This window comes from Campylobacter sputorum subsp. sputorum, from assembly GCF_008245005.1.
GTDB classification, from domain to species: domain Bacteria; phylum Campylobacterota; class Campylobacteria; order Campylobacterales; family Campylobacteraceae; genus Campylobacter_F; species Campylobacter_F sputorum.
In genome coordinates this window covers 225,284-239,565 of sequence record NZ_CP043427.1, presented here as the reverse complement: position 1 = coordinate 239,565, position 14,282 = coordinate 225,284, and the positions used below count along the sequence as shown (strand labels likewise).

Annotated in this window: 15 protein-coding genes; 9 read left to right on the top strand and 6 right to left on the bottom strand. The window is 29.6% G+C overall.

All coding sequences use genetic code 11. The annotated features are described in order from the left end of the window. The first annotated feature begins 133 nt into the window (after nt 1–133). A complete protein-coding gene (locus CSPT_RS01200) occupies nt 134–1,426 on the top strand; it encodes a Na+/H+ antiporter NhaC family protein (protein WP_089181933.1) in 1,293 nt (430 codons plus the stop codon). A gap of 46 nt (nt 1,427–1,472) precedes the next feature. Here CSPT_RS01200 and CSPT_RS09020 read toward each other — a convergent pair whose 3' ends face one another. The 5 genes from CSPT_RS09020 to thyX all read right to left on the bottom strand — a co-directional run bounded on the left by CSPT_RS09020 (nt 1,473) and on the right by thyX (nt 5,929). After that, nucleotides 1,473–1,622, bottom strand: coding sequence for a hypothetical protein (locus CSPT_RS09020; protein WP_170228708.1), 150 nt, complete (start codon nt 1,620–1,622; stop codon nt 1,473–1,475). 26 nt (nt 1,623–1,648) lie between these two features. After that, a complete protein-coding gene (locus CSPT_RS09015) occupies nt 1,649–1,798 on the bottom strand; it encodes a hypothetical protein (protein ID WP_170228707.1) in 150 nt (49 codons plus the stop codon). A 51-nt stretch (nt 1,799–1,849) separates the two neighbouring features. Further along, nucleotides 1,850–3,064: a hypothetical protein gene (locus tag CSPT_RS01195; RefSeq protein ID WP_149051347.1), complete on the bottom strand. Its 1,215-nt coding sequence runs from the start codon at nt 3,062–3,064 to the stop codon at nt 1,850–1,852. 543 nt (nt 3,065–3,607) lie between these two features. Then, nucleotides 3,608–5,281 carry a dihydroxy-acid dehydratase gene (ilvD, locus tag CSPT_RS01190; RefSeq protein WP_089181931.1) on the bottom strand — a complete coding sequence of 558 codons (1,674 nt, stop codon included), beginning with the start codon at nt 5,279–5,281 and terminating at the stop codon, nt 3,608–3,610. Nucleotides 5,282–5,302: 21 nt separating this feature from the next. Then, a complete protein-coding gene (gene thyX, locus CSPT_RS01185) occupies nt 5,303–5,929 on the bottom strand; it encodes an FAD-dependent thymidylate synthase (protein WP_089181930.1) in 627 nt (208 codons plus the stop codon). Between the two features lie 133 nt (nt 5,930–6,062). On the opposite strand from thyX, the gene CSPT_RS01180 reads away from it, so the two are divergent. The 5 genes from CSPT_RS01180 (at nt 6,063) to CSPT_RS01165 (ending at nt 10,106) form a co-directional block, all read left to right on the top strand. Continuing rightward, complete coding sequence (locus tag CSPT_RS01180) at nt 6,063–6,752, top strand: MqnA/MqnD/SBP family protein (protein ID WP_089181929.1); 690 nt, start codon at nt 6,063–6,065, stop codon at nt 6,750–6,752. Nucleotides 6,753–6,805: 53 nt separating this feature from the next. Next, the gene (locus tag CSPT_RS09010; RefSeq protein WP_161492206.1) at nt 6,806–6,973 is read left to right on the top strand and encodes a hypothetical protein; all 168 of its coding nucleotides are present in this window, start codon (nt 6,806–6,808) and stop codon (nt 6,971–6,973) included. A gap of 468 nt (nt 6,974–7,441) precedes the next feature. Next, the gene (gdhA, locus tag CSPT_RS01175; RefSeq protein ID WP_089181928.1) at nt 7,442–8,806 is read left to right on the top strand and encodes an NADP-specific glutamate dehydrogenase; all 1,365 of its coding nucleotides are present in this window, start codon (nt 7,442–7,444) and stop codon (nt 8,804–8,806) included. 171 nt (nt 8,807–8,977) lie between these two features. Next, entirely contained in the window at nt 8,978–9,409 is a 432-nt protein-coding gene (locus CSPT_RS01170) for a hypothetical protein (protein ID WP_089181927.1), read from the top strand. After that, nucleotides 9,360–10,106, top strand: coding sequence for an esterase-like activity of phytase family protein (locus CSPT_RS01165; RefSeq protein WP_089181926.1), 747 nt, complete (start codon nt 9,360–9,362; stop codon nt 10,104–10,106). The genes CSPT_RS01170 and CSPT_RS01165 overlap by 50 nt, the downstream gene beginning before the upstream one ends. Before the next feature lie 40 nt (nt 10,107–10,146). Here the strand turns inward: CSPT_RS01165 and CSPT_RS01160 are convergent, their stop codons facing one another. Further along, a complete protein-coding gene (locus CSPT_RS01160; protein ID WP_089181925.1) occupies nt 10,147–11,031 on the bottom strand; it encodes a DMT family transporter in 885 nt (294 codons plus the stop codon). 106 nt (nt 11,032–11,137) lie between these two features. Here CSPT_RS01160 and nhaA point away from each other — a divergent pair, with 106 nt between their 5' ends. The 3 genes from nhaA to CSPT_RS01145 are packed head-to-tail and all read left to right on the top strand — an operon-like array spanning nt 11,138 to nt 14,183. Next, the gene (nhaA, locus tag CSPT_RS01155) at nt 11,138–12,310 is read left to right on the top strand and encodes a Na+/H+ antiporter NhaA (RefSeq protein ID WP_089181924.1); all 1,173 of its coding nucleotides are present in this window, start codon (nt 11,138–11,140) and stop codon (nt 12,308–12,310) included. After that, the gene (ung, locus tag CSPT_RS01150; protein WP_374188414.1) at nt 12,307–13,005 is read left to right on the top strand and encodes a uracil-DNA glycosylase; all 699 of its coding nucleotides are present in this window, start codon (nt 12,307–12,309) and stop codon (nt 13,003–13,005) included. Before nhaA ends, ung begins: the two co-directional genes overlap by 4 nt. Then, a complete protein-coding gene (locus tag CSPT_RS01145; protein WP_089181923.1) occupies nt 13,005–14,183 on the top strand; it encodes a replication-associated recombination protein A in 1,179 nt (392 codons plus the stop codon). The genes ung and CSPT_RS01145 overlap by 1 nt, the downstream gene beginning before the upstream one ends. The last annotated feature ends 99 nt before the right edge of the window (nt 14,184–14,282 follow it).

Sequence of the window (14,282 nt, the reverse complement as noted above, 5' to 3'; positions counted from 1 at the left end):
TTACACCTTCAAAATTTTCTATTATTCTATCTAAAATGATTTAAAAATTAACTTTGATAAAAAATAAATTTATATAAACATTTAAAATATATTTTAGTATAATCTAATTTTTATTTAAAAATAAGGGAAATTTATGCTTTTAACAAATCCTGTTTTGATAAGTGTTTGTCTTATGTATATCTTGTGTCTATTTAGATTTAACATACTTTTAGCAATTTTACTCTCTGGTATAGTAGCTGGTATAATGAGCGGATTTAATCTTATACATACCATGGAAATTTTGATAAATGGCATGCAAGGAAATTTAGAAACCGCACTTAGTTATATACTTCTTGGTGCAGTTGCTGCTGCGATTTCTGGCACAAATTTGACAGCAATTTTAATCCACAAAATTAGCTCTATTTTAAGTAGCAAAAAAATTATATTTGTTTTAACCATAGCTTTCATAGCTTGTTTTTCGCAAAATCTAATACCTGTGCATATTGCATTTATTCCTGTATTGATACCGCCATTACTAAACATTATGAATAAACTAAAAATAGATAGAAGAGCTGTTGCTTGTGCTTTAACCTTTGGTCTTCAAGCACCATATGTAAGCCTTGGAGTTGGTTTTGGACTTTTATTTTACAATATATTAAAAAAAGAACTTGCAAATAACTCGGTAATAGTAAGCATAGCAGATATACAAAGCGTTATGTGGATAGGTGGAGCTGCAATGTTTTGCGGATTAATATGTGCGGTTTTGTTTTATAGAAAATCAAGACAATATGTAAATTTAGAAAAATCCATGGATGAAACTTTTAGCTTACATATGGGCAAAAAAGAGTGGGTTGTTTTAATAGGAGCAGCTGTAACTTTTGGTATTCAAATTTATACAAGTTCTATACCACTTGGCGGACTTCTTGGACTTTTATTTATGATAGTTTTTGGCGGAATTGACTACAATAAAGTTCAAGAAGTTATGGATAATGGTATGTCTATGATGGCTTATATAGCTTTTATAATGCTAGTTGCTGCTGGATTTGGTGCAGTACTTAGAGAAAGTGGCGGCATAAATGAACTTATAAGCGTAGCAAGTGCTTTATCTGGCGGTAAATTTGGCGGGGCTTTGCTTATGCTTCTTATTGGACTTCTTGTTACAATGGGTATTGGCACAAGCTTTGGAACAATCCCTATAATAGCGGCAATTTATGTGCCTTTATGCATAAATTTGGGCTTTAGCGTAAGTGCAACAATACTTCTTATAGGCATTGCTGCTGCTATTGGTGATGCTGGAAGTCCTGCTAGTGATAGCACACTTGGACCAACATCTGGATTAAACGCAGACGGGCAACACGATCACATATACGATACGTGCGTTCCTACATTTGTATTTTTTAACATACCTATGATAATTTTTGCTCTTATTTTTTCTATGATTATATAAAACAAGAAAGCATACATCTTTTTTTAAGATATATGCTTTTATAAAATTATTTTAAAAGTATGTAATAAACAACATAAAACCAACTTAAAAATCCGTGTATTATAGCCCACAATATACTATGATTTGCCGACCATGAAAGAGCGACCGCTATAACCGTTCCTAGTGAAAATCCGCCTATTCCTAATGATCTTCCCATAACAAATCCTTTGAAAATATTTTTATCTATTTTTTTACTATAAAATAGTAAATCACATAAAACCAACTAAAAAACCCATGCACTATAGCCCAAAGTATGCTCTTGTTTGCAGACCATGATAGTGCAACTGCTATAACTGTTCCTAGTGAAAATCCGCCTATTCCTGCTGCTTCCATTTGTCACCTTTCTTTTTAAGATAAAAATTATAAATAGCCAAATTATATATTTTAATTTACAATATTTTTTTCATGCACATGAAAATCATAATATAGACCAATATTCTTATCTTTTGTAAAATTTAAAAATAGTTTATGATAATTTTTAACTTCGGTTACATTTGAGTCGCTATTGTATATAAAATAAGTATTTTTTGTAGTATTCTCATCTATTTTCAAAATTTTAGACGTTCTCTTTTTTATGTCTATACTTTTTTCATCTTCATCTTTATCTGTTTTTAAAATACTTTTTGTTAAATTAAAATCATCTTTTAAATTCATATTTGCACGAAAATAATATCTACCGTCTGATTTTACTCTTACTAAAAGATTTTTTATAGTAATTTTATCTTCTTCATTAGTAAGATTATATGTGCAAGCTTCATTATAACTATAAAAGCAATTAGGTAAATTTAAGATAGGTTTTGGAACAAATTCTTTTTTTATTGTAAAATCATCCTTATAATTTGCTAATTTTACTCCTCTAACAAAATTAGGACTTATTAGACATATTGTAAAAAAAATGAAAATACTAGATAATGAAATAATTAATTTATTTAAAGGTTCTTTTGATAAATTAATTATTTTTAATAAAAATAATATAAACATTGAAATGACAAGAAAAGATAAATTTATATTGTTATAATTTAAATAAACAGCATATAGTATAAAAAAATCAAAATAAACCGTAATAATAAAATACAAAATTATATTAGGAAATTTATTTGTTGACTTGGATATAAAAAATACTAAGCAAAAAATTAATAATATTACAACATATACTATTAATATAATATTGAAATTATTAAGTATGTATTCAGAAATAGACTGTATAAAATAAAAATCAGGTGCAAATGGGGTCATTATTATCGCAAAAAATATAACCCAAGAAATTGAAACTAAAAACTTAATAATATTATTTATTTTTTTATTATCTATATTAATCAAAATATTAAAAGACAATTGATTCTGAAATACAAAACCTACATATATAAGCGTACCAATCAATAAGCCAACAGTAGATATAAAAAATAAAGTTGGTATTGCAGAATCTATAGAAATATCAGGAATCAAACCTATTTTAAAAAAATAAGGACAACAAAACAAAGCCCCAATAAATAGCATAATATAAAAAGATAAAGCTAAATTATCAAAACACCATTTTTTAATAATATAAACAATATTATAAATATAATTTTTGAAATGTTCTTGAATAAAATTTGGCATTTTTATATTATTTGAATAAATATTTGGCATATTCTCATAAATTTCATTTATATTATTTTCAGATTTTAAATACTCACTGTATAATAACTTTTTATCTTCTTGATCACTTGAATACATATAATTTTCTATTATTTCTTTTTGAAAATTTAGTATACTTATAATATTTACTATAGATATCCTCAAATGACTTAAATTATTTTCATTATACAATAAATTTATACCATTATTTTGTATTTCTTGTAAATTACTTTTGCAATCAAGGATTTTGTTTTTTATATTCTCAGAGATATCGCCTGAATTTATAAAATCATCTAATAGTTTTAAAATTTTAGCTATATTCCCATTGCACTTATCATATTTTTTTAAAAAATTATAATTTATTAATACTGGTTCTACTATAGCTTCTATTTTCTTATCGATAATACTTTTATAGTTAGTTATATCTATTTTATTTAGCTCATTAATCTCATCATTAACTCTTTTTAAATCATTAAGCGTTAATTTTTCCCAAAGCAAATTAATCCTTTAAATTTATTTATAAATTTAAGCTTCCAAAATAGCTCCATTACTAGCATTTGTTACTAACTTTTGGTATTGTCTTAACCATCTGCTTTTAACCTCTTTGCCCTCATATTTCCACTCATTTTTGCGTTTTTCTAGCTCTTCATCGCTTAAATTTACATTTATAGAGTAGTTATCAACATCTATTTGTATTATATCACCATCTCTTAAAAGTCCTATCATGCCACCCTCAGCTGCTTCTGGGCTAACATGCCCTATGCAAAGCCCACGCGTAGCACCGCTAAATCTACCATCTGTTATAAGCGCTACATCAGCACCAAGCCCTCTTCCCACTATAAGGCTTGTCGGGCTTAACATTTCTTGCATTCCAGGTCCACCTTTTGGTCCCTCATAACGAATAACAACAACATCGCCTTTTTTGATTTTACCGCTACTAATGCCATTAATCGCTTCATCTTGGGAATTAAAACAAACAGCTTTTCCGCTAAATTTACGCTCTCCTATAATGCCTGCTGTTTTTATAACACAGCCCTCATTAGCTAAATTTCCAAATAAAATAGCGAGTCCTCCAACTTTAGAGTAAGCATTTTTGGCATTTCGTATAATATTATCATCTAAAATTTTCGCATCTTTTATGCGTTCTTGCAATGTTTCTCCGCTTATGGTTAGATTATTTAAATCTAAAAAAGGATTATTTTGCATAGAAATTTCCTTCATAATAGCATTCATTCCACCAGCACTATGGACATCTTCCATATGCACACTTGGCAAACTTGGTGCAACTTTGGCAATGTGTTGTGTATTTTTACTAATCTCGTTTATATCTTTTATATCAAGCCCACACCCAGCCTCTCTTGAAATGGCAAGCATATGAAGTATGGTATTTGAGCTTCCGCCCATTGCCATATCTATAACCATCGCATTTTTTATAGCTTTTTTGTTTAAAATATTTCGTATTTTAAATCTCTCATCTGTTGCAATCTCGCAAATTCTCCTAGCTGCTTTTCTTATAAGCTCTTCACGCTCTTTGCTAAGTGCAAGTATGGTTCCATTGCCACTAAGAGCTATACCCATAGCCTCACAAAGCGTATTCATTGAATTTGCCGTAAACATACCGCTACAGCTCCCGCCACTTGGGCAAGCTTGACATTCTATCTCATAAAGTTCATCTTTGCTTATTTTATTTGTCTCATAAGCACCAACACCTTCAAAAGCTGAGTTTAAATCAAGGGCATTGCCTTTACTATCACGCCCTGCTTTCATTGGTCCACCGCTTACAAAAATAGTTGGCACATTTACTCTTAAAGCACCCATTATCATTCCAGGGACTATTTTATCGCAATTTGGAACGCATATCATTGCATCAAGCTTGTGAGCATTCATAACTGTTTCTATGGAATTTGCTATGATTTCACGGCTTGGAAGTGAGTAAAGCATACCATCATGCCCCATAGCTATACCATCATCAACGCCAATTGTGTTAAACTCAAAAGGCACGCAACCATTTTTACGAATCTCATCTTTTATAATCTGGGAATATTTGTTTAAAAAAAAATGTCCCGGAATTATCTCTATAAAACTATTTGCGATACCTATAAACGGCTTGTTAAAATCATCATCTTTTAACCCAGTTGCCCTTAATAAACTTCTATGTGGAACTTTAGTATAACCCTTTTTTATCTCATCACTTCTCATAAGTCCTCCTAAATTTTATAGCTATTTTTTATCTTCTTTGTAAATACAATCTTCAAAAATAAACTTATGTTCATCAGGAATTGCATCAAACAAGGCATTTGCTAAATTTCTAATCTCCCAAAGAGCTGATTTTGAACTTCTAAGTGAGATAAAGTTTTGCAAACTTCTAGCATTTACACTCCAACTAAGCTCAGTTTTATAGCATTCTGGAAGTGCAAATTTAGCTATATCTAAGCTAATATTTTGCCCAAGCAGCAAACGCATATTTTCTAAAGCTTTTATACTAGCTTTATCAACCATCTCATTTCCAGTTAAAACTATATATCTACTGGCATTTTGGAAGTCATTTTCTTTAAATTCGCTCTCATTTTTTAACTCTTTTAGCGTATAGCGAGTGGATTTTACGCTAAGACTTGCCATTCTATGGCGTGCAAGCTCTTGTAAGCAAGCCCTTGAAATTCCTTTTATGTAAAAATTATAATGCAAATGTTCAAGCGTTGATGCGTGTTTAAATTTATTACCAACTCTATCTATAAGCTCTTTATCTTTATCGCCACCATTATCTCCCTTATCAAAGCTTTGCCAACAAGTCCTTATGGCGTTTGAACACACCCAAAGAGGTGTAAAATTTAAAAGTTTAACATTCATAATATTTTCCATAATGATTTAAATTTAAATTATAACTTTATCACAAATTTACTTTATTTTACATAGATTATTAAATTTAAGTTTATTTTATTATAATTTTATACCATTTGTTTTGATTTTTAAAAGGATAAAAATGATTTTTGGAAAAATTGATTATCTAAATTTACTACCTTTTCATGTATTTTTAAAACGCTCAAATTTACAAAATTCCTTTAAAAAAAGCATTGAATTTAAAAAAGATGTTCCAAGCAAACTAAACAGAGCTCTTTATAGAAAAAAGATTGATTCTGCGGTTATTTCAAGCATAGAAAGTAGAAGAAAAAAATACAAAAAACTAGATATGGGAATCGTTGCTAAAAAACAAGTTATAAGTGTTTTAGTGCGTAAAAACTCAAACTTTTTACTAGATCCTGCCTCAATGACATCAAATATGTTAAGCAAAGTTTTAGGTTTAAAAGGCGAAGTTATCATAGGTGATAATGCCCTAAAAGCTTATCTAAAAGATGGAAAAGAAAGCTTTTATGATATGGGCGAAATTTGGAATAAAAGAATGAATTTACCATTTGTATTTGCTAGATTTTGCTATACCAAAAATGGAAAGTTGTATAAAAATTTAGTTAAAAAATTCCTATCACAAAAGATAAAAATCCCTCAATACATACTGAAAAATTACTCCAAAAGCAGAGCGATTTCGCCAAATGATATAAAATGGTATTTAAATTACATAACATATAAAATAAATAAAAAAGAAAAAATGGCATTAAAGATATTTTTACAAAAAGCAAGAATGATGAATTTTAATCCAAATCAAAATGTAAAATAAATAGTTATTTTTATAAATTTTTATAACAAAATATCAAATCTAAGATTTTTACTATGTTTAGAAAATTTAAACTAGCGAAATTTAAAATAAGCCTAGTTAATTTTCAAAATAGATATGAAAACGATAGTATAAAGATGAAGAAAAAGCGTTTTGAAGATGGTTTTAACGGCAAAATATCACTAGATAAAGCTTATGAAATTCTAAAAATGATAGTTTTGTGAGCATAAAAAGAAGTTATAGAAAATTGCACACAGATTAGGTTAAACTCAAAAAAATATTTATATGTCAAAAATATTTCACAAAAAATAAAGTTATAAATATCTACTTGATAATGGTGGCAAAAAAGATAAAAAACTATATATTTAGATAAAATTTATGAGCGTCTAAGCAGACTTTTGTTTTAAAATATGAAACAAAAACAACCTTACAAAAGCAAGCAAAATGTATGAAAAAGCTTGTAACTTAAGACTTAAATTTAATACAACGCCAAAAAATTTATAGTTATAAATTTACAAACCATAAATTTATAATATAATGAAATTAAAATTATAAAAATATAATAAAAAATTTTATTAATATTTAAACTACACTGGCAATAATTTTTGCTATAATTTTTCTTAAGCTGTTATCATAATGTAAAAAGATAGCGATAAAAATTTGAACTAATTCAAAATAAACAAAGGAGTATCATGGGATCTACAGAATATATTAATAGAGTGTTAAAAAACATTAAAAAAATTTCACCTCGCCAACCAATATTTTATCAAGCCGCAACTGAGGTTTTAAACAACCTTAAACCGCTTTTTGATCGCGAAAGCAAGTATCAAAAGCACGCCATTTTAGAGCGTATTATAATGCCTGAAAAAACCACTATTTTTAGAACCGTTTATATAAATGATGCTGGAAAAGCCTGCGTTCATTTTGGATATAGAGTCGAGTTTAACTCAGCCATAGGACCATATAAAGGTGGGCTTAGATTTCATCCTACTGTAAATTTAGATGTTTTAAAATTTCTAGGATTTGAGCAGATTTTTAAAAACTCACTAACTGGCTTAAATATAGGTGGTGCAAAAGGTGGTGCAAACTTTGATCCTAAGGGCAAAAGTGATGGGGAAATTATGAGATTTTGCCAATCTTTTATGAATGAACTTGCAAAGCTAATAGGTGATGTCAAAGATGTTCCAGCTGGAGATATAGGCGTTGGTGGGCGAGAAATAGGCTATATGTATGGTCAATACAAAAAACTAACAAGCAGATTTGATGGCGCATTAACAGGCAAGGGACTTAGCTGGGGAGGAAGCTTAGCAAGAACAGAAGCTACTGGATATGGCTGTGTATATTTTGCAGATGAAATGCTAAAAACAAAAAAACAAGAACTAAAAGGCAAAAAATGCGTAGTAAGTGGTGCTGGAAATGTCGCTATTTACACGGTTGAAAAACTATATCAATATGGTGCATTACCTCTAACGGTAAGCGATTCTACTGGATATGTATATGATAAAGATGGCATAGATTTAGATTTGCTTAAAAAATTAAAAGAAGTTGATAGAGTTAGTTTAAAAGAGTATGTAAAAGAGAAAAAACAAGCGAAATTTGTCCCTGTTTCGGATTATAAAACAGGTAGAAATGGAGTTTGGGATATACCTTGTTATGCTGCATTTCCAAGTGCAACACAAAATGAGTTAAATTTAGAAGATGCAAAAACTCTTTATAATAACGGATGTCGTTTAGTATGCGAGGGAGCAAATATGCCTAGCAATCTAGAAGCTATAGAGTTTTTCCTAAGTAAAAAAGACTTTTGTTTTGGTCCGGGTAAAGCAGCAAATGCTGGTGGTGTCGCCACAAGTGCTCTTGAAATGGCTCAAAATGCTAGTATGTCAAGCTGGAGCTTTGAAGAAGTTGATAACAAACTAAAAAATATCATGAAACACATATTTGATATCAGTTACGAAACATCAAAAGAGTTTAACGATGCTGGAAATATAGTTCTTGGAGCAAATATAGCTGGATTTAGAAAAGTTGCAGATGCAATGATTGACCAAGGTTATGTGTAATAGATATTTGGCTAGGATTATAACTAGCCAAATGCATTAGTTATAAAATATCTACACTACTCATATTTAGGGTAATACTAAATACCACAATAAAAACCATATTATCCATATGTTTTCAAAATGTTTCTAGGAATTAATAAAATTTCATATTATAAATTTAAGGAGATTTCTATGAAAAAATGTGTTTTACTTAGCTTAACACTTGCTAGTTTTTGCTTTGGCTTAGAGTTTAGTTCGTTTGAATCTAATATGGAATTTAATAACAAATTTGATTTTCCGTTTCATCCAAGCATAGGTTATGGAAGCGGTGCATTTCATAAAGATAATGATGATAAAAATGTGATTTATACCATAACCGACAGAGGAATAAATATAGATTGTAAAGAAACAAAAAACATTTTAAAAGACGAGTTTTGCAAAAAAGGCAAAGTTTTTCCTTATCCAGAATTTACGCCAAGTATTTATAAACTTAAAATAAAAGATGGTGGAATTGAAATTTTAGAAACAATTACATTAAAAACAAGTAGCGGTAAAAATATAAGCGGCGTGTCAAATCCACAAACAGAAAAAAGCTACTCAATGGAAAAAAGAGCTAGTTTATGATGTAAATGGCATCGATAGCGAAGCTTTAGCTATCTCTAATGATGGATATATTTATATAGCAGATGAGTATGCTCCAAGTATTTTTGTTACTGATTTAAATGGTATCATTAAAGAAAGATGGGTTCCAAAAGGCGTTGCTAAAAGTTTAGATGGAGCTGATTATAAAGTAGTAGAAAACTTTCCACAAAAACTTAGACAAAGACAGCTAAATAGGGGCTTTGAGGCTGTTTCTTTGAGCAAAGATGATAAATTTGTTTATACTATTTTACAAAGTCCATTTGAGGGCGAGATTGATACAAAAATAGTTCCATTTTATGCCATAGATAGAAGTAGTGGCGAAGTTTTGCAAACTTTAAACTACCCACTTGATGATATTGATAGCTTTAAACTTGATAGCAAAAAGAAAAAAAGAAAGCAAAACGATGTAAAAGTAAGCGAAATGGCTACTTTGCCAAATGGCGATTTGGCGGTATTAGAACGAGTTAGTAAAACAACTAAATTTTATAAAATAAATCCTAAAAATGTGCAAAACAACACTCTTAAAAAAGAGCTTATTTTTAGCACAGATGATTATAAAGGTTTTCCAAGCAAGATTGAAAGCATAGCTGTGATTAATGAAAATGAGTGGATTTTGATAAATGATAACGATTTTGGGATTACAGGCGATAAAACAAAAATCATAAAAGTTAAATTTTAACTCAAAAGCCCTTAAATTTGGGCTTTAAATTTAAATAAATTTATTTTTTTGAAACCAAGATAGTGCATAAAAGTATCAAAAATACGCCGATGTAATCCAGTAAAACAAACTTTACACCAAACCAAAAATACGAAAAAATCATAGCTGAAATTGGCTCTATAGAAGCTATCATACTTGCTTTTGTTGGACCTATTATATCAACTCCTCTCATATAAAACGAAAAAGCTAAAATAGTTCCAAAAAATATAACCCCACAAACTCCCAAAAAGCTGTAAATATCAGTTATTTGCAAAACTTTATATGAATTACTTGCAACAAAAAATATAACCCCACTAATGAGTAATCCCCAAGAAAGCGTTACCAAAGTTCCATATTTTTTATTTATATTTATTGGGCTTATGCTATATATAACAACACAAAGTGCAGATATCATGCCTATTACAAAAGGATATTTATCTATTATTAATTTATCTAAATTTCCATGCGTAGCGATAAGAAAAAGTCCTATACTGGCACAAATTAGTGCAAAAAATTCTTTTATGTTCGGAAGTTTTTTATACCATAAACACGCTAAAATCATTATCATTGCAGGTGCGGTGTATTGAAGTATGGTTGCTATGGCTACATTTGAATGTTTTATGGTTTCATAATATGTATATTGACACAACATCAAGCCAAAAAACGAATAAATCATAAGTTGAAATAAAGAGCTTTTGTTTGTAAAAATTTTAAAAATACCTCTTTTTTGCTTGATTATCATCAAAACAAAAAGACAAATTCCAGCACCAAGCAGTCTTACTCCTGTTAGCCAAACTGGATCTATATTTTTATACATAAAAAGATACTGACCACAAGCCCCAGAAAATCCCCAAAATATTCCGCCAAAAAAAGCGTAAAAAACACCACTAATATATAAATTTTGCATCTAGAGATTATACCCAAATTTATAAAATATCTATGTATTTAACGACTTATTAATGTTTTTTTGATATCATAAATTTATAATTTTACTCAAGCAATAAAGGTAGATTTTGAACTTAAATATCATAAAAAAAATTATCAATAACGAAGCAACTGGCGGCATTTTGATAATAATAGCTACAATTTTAGCTCTAATTTTTCAAAATACAATTTTATCAAGTTTTTATAGTGATTTTTTAAGATTAAAATCTGGCATAGTAATGGGTGATTATAAGATAATAAAACCTATAATTTTATGGGTAAATGATGGCTTGATGGCGATTTTTTTCTTCTATATTGGGCTTGAAGTTAAAAGAGAAATTTTAGTTGGAGAACTTAGCACTCCATCAAAAGTTGCACTTCCAGTAATTGGCGGAATCGGTGGCGTTATAATTCCTGCTATGATATTTATTTTACTAAATTTAGGCGATAGTTTTGCCTTAAAAGGCTGGGCGATACCAATAGTTAGCGACACGGCATTTGCTATAGGTATTTTGCTACTTTTAAAATCGAAATTTCCACCAGCATTAAAGACTTTTTTACTACTTCTTGCTATTATAGATGATGTTATTGCTGTTGTAATAATTGCACTTTTTTACACCTCAGAGCTTTCTACTTTGGCACTTGTACTAGCAACTATAACCACTTGTTTTCTTGCATATTTTAACTTTAAAAAAACAAATTCGCCACTTCCTTATGTCATGCTTGGGTTATTATTATGGTTATTTTTCCTAGAATCAGGTGTTCACTCTACAGTAGCTGGCGTAATTACAGCTTTTTTTATACCGCTACAAACCAAAAATAAAACCATGCTTTTAAATAAAATAGAACACACATTGCATCCTTGGGTTACATTTTTTATCATGCCTATATTTGCATTTGTAAATGCTGGAATTGCACTAAATTTAGAAGCATTCAAATCACTTTTACACCCTGTTCCAATAGGCATAATAATTGGTCTTTTAGTAGGAAAACCTCTTGGAATTTTTGCATTTAGTTACGCGGCTATAAAATTTAAAATAACAAATTTACCAAAAGATACAAATTATGGTCAGTTTTTTGGACTTTGTGTATTAACAGCAATTGGTGCAAGTATGAGTCTTTTTATCTCATCAATCGCCTACGAACACAGCGATATATACAATTATGCAGATAAATTAGCCATATTAATAGCATCGTTTATAGCAGCTATTGCCGGTTACTTGATAATAAAAGCAAATGCTACAAAAGAGATGTATAATTGATAGATATAAATAGCGTAAAAATAGAAAAAAGTTGGAAAAATGTCTTAAAAGATGAGTTTTTATCCCCATATTTTGAGCAATTAAAACTAAAATTAATCGATGCTAAAAAGCGTGGTGAAGTATACCCGCCAGGCTCACTTATGTTTAATGCTTTTAACTTAACCCCATTTGATGATGTTTTGGTTGTAATACTAGGACAAGATCCTTATCATGGAAAAAATCAAGCTATGGGGCTAAGTTTTTCTGTACCAAATGGCATAAAAATTCCACCATCTTTGCAAAATATATATAAAGAAATTTATAATGATTTAAATATAAAAGAACCAAATAGTGGCGATTTAACATACTGGGCAAAGCAAGGTGTTTTGTTATTAAATACAACTTTAAGCGTTCAAGCAAACATGGCAAACTCACATAGTTCTTTTGGTTGGCAACGCTTTAGCGATGCTGTGATAAAGCAAATAAGTGCTAAAAAGAAAAATGTTGTTTTTATGTTATGGGGAAATTTCGCAAAAGCAAAATCATCTCTCATAAATGAAAACGAACATCTTATCTTAACAGCGGCTCATCCAAGCCCTTTAGCTGGTGGGAAATTTTTTGGTTGTAAGCATTTTTCAAAAGCAAATAGTTACCTTTTAAGTCACTCAAAAAAAGCAATTGACTGGGATTTAAATAACTACAAAGACATACATTAATGGCATTTGCACTTGAATTTCGCCCAAAAACACTTGATGAAATTTGCGGACAAGAAAAGATTGTAGAAATTTTTAAAAAATTTTTAAACAATGAAAAAATACCCCACTCTATATTTTATGGCGTTGCGGGTTGCGGAAAAACCAGTTTTGCAAGAGTTATAGCAAATGAGATGCATTATGAATTTTATGAATTTGATGGTGGAAATTTAAAAATAGAAACATTTAGAACTATTTTAAAAAATCATCAAAACTCGCTTACTAAACCACTTTTTTTCATAGATGAAATTCATCGCTTAAGTCGCACACAACAAGAAGCCCTGTTAATACCAATGGAAAACTACCTTGCCTTAATCATTGGTGCAAGCACCGAAAATCCTTTTTTTACGCTAAGTTCTGGCATTCGCAGTCGCTCCATGTTATTTGAGTTTAAACCATTAACAAGCTTAAATTTAGAAAAATTACTACAAAGAATAAAAGAAAAAGTAAAATTTAATATAAACAAAGAAGCAAAAGACTATCTTATAAAAAGTAGCGGCGGAGATGCGAGATCTATGCTAAATTTACTTGAGTTTGGGCTTGAAATTTCAAACGACATAAAACTACACACCCTAAAAACATTAAGAGCAAATGCGATAAATGAAGGAGCTAGTAGCGATGATACGCACTACGAATTAGCAAGTGCTTTCATAAAAAGCATTAGAGGAAGCGATGTAGATGCATCACTTTACTACTTAGCAAGACTTATAAATAGTGGCGAGAGTGCCGATTTTATCGCTAGACGCTTAGCAATACTTGCAAGTGAAGATATAGGAAATGCAAATCCAAATGCACTAAATATAGCTTCATCAACTCTAAATATAGTAAAAAATATAGGTTTTCCAGAAGCTAGAATTCCACTAGCACAATGTGTGGTGTATCTAGCAAGTTCGCCAAAATCAAACTCAAGTTACACGGCAATAAACAAAGCATTAGATTATGTTAAAAACAACAAAGCTATGGAAATTCCAAAATACCTTATCAATACAAATCCAAATATAAAAAACTATCTATATCCGCATGATTTCGGTGGTTGGGTAGAGCAAAAATACACAGAAAAAATAGTTAAATTTTATACTTCTAGCGGGATAGGTTTTGAAAAAACTCTAGATGAGTGGATTGAAAAAATGAAACAAAAATAATAAATCTTTATTCTCTAATTTCCGCAATAGAATTTTTAAAAAATTTAATTTTGAAAATGATTTTTATTATATTATTTTAAGTTTTATTTGATAAACTTT

Excerpts from the sequence above, each read along its gene's own strand:
- CSPT_RS09010 (WP_161492206.1), top strand. The coding sequence starts at position 6,806 with ATGTTTAGAAAATTTAAACTAGCGAAATTTAAAATAAGCCTAGTTAAT.
- gdhA (WP_089181928.1), top strand. The coding sequence starts at position 7,442 with ATGGGATCTACAGAATATATTAATAGAGTGTTAAAAAACATTAAAAAA.
- CSPT_RS09020 (WP_170228708.1), bottom strand. The coding sequence starts at position 1,622 with ATGGGAAGATCATTAGGAATAGGCGGATTTTCACTAGGAACGGTTATA.
- CSPT_RS01195 (WP_149051347.1), bottom strand. The coding sequence starts at position 3,064 with ATGCCAAATTTTATTCAAGAACATTTCAAAAATTATATTTATAATATT.
- CSPT_RS01180 (WP_089181929.1), top strand. The coding sequence starts at position 6,063 with ATGATTTTTGGAAAAATTGATTATCTAAATTTACTACCTTTTCATGTA.
- ilvD (WP_089181931.1), bottom strand. The coding sequence starts at position 5,281 with ATGAGAAGTGATGAGATAAAAAAGGGTTATACTAAAGTTCCACATAGA.
- CSPT_RS01145 (WP_089181923.1), top strand. The coding sequence starts at position 13,005 with ATGGCATTTGCACTTGAATTTCGCCCAAAAACACTTGATGAAATTTGC.
- CSPT_RS09015 (WP_170228707.1), bottom strand. The coding sequence starts at position 1,798 with ATGGAAGCAGCAGGAATAGGCGGATTTTCACTAGGAACAGTTATAGCA.
- CSPT_RS01170 (WP_089181927.1), top strand. The coding sequence starts at position 8,978 with ATGAAAAAATGTGTTTTACTTAGCTTAACACTTGCTAGTTTTTGCTTT.
- thyX (WP_089181930.1), bottom strand. The coding sequence starts at position 5,929 with ATGAATGTTAAACTTTTAAATTTTACACCTCTTTGGGTGTGTTCAAAC.
- CSPT_RS01160 (WP_089181925.1), bottom strand. The coding sequence starts at position 11,031 with ATGCAAAATTTATATATTAGTGGTGTTTTTTACGCTTTTTTTGGCGGA.
- CSPT_RS01200 (WP_089181933.1), top strand. The coding sequence starts at position 134 with ATGCTTTTAACAAATCCTGTTTTGATAAGTGTTTGTCTTATGTATATC.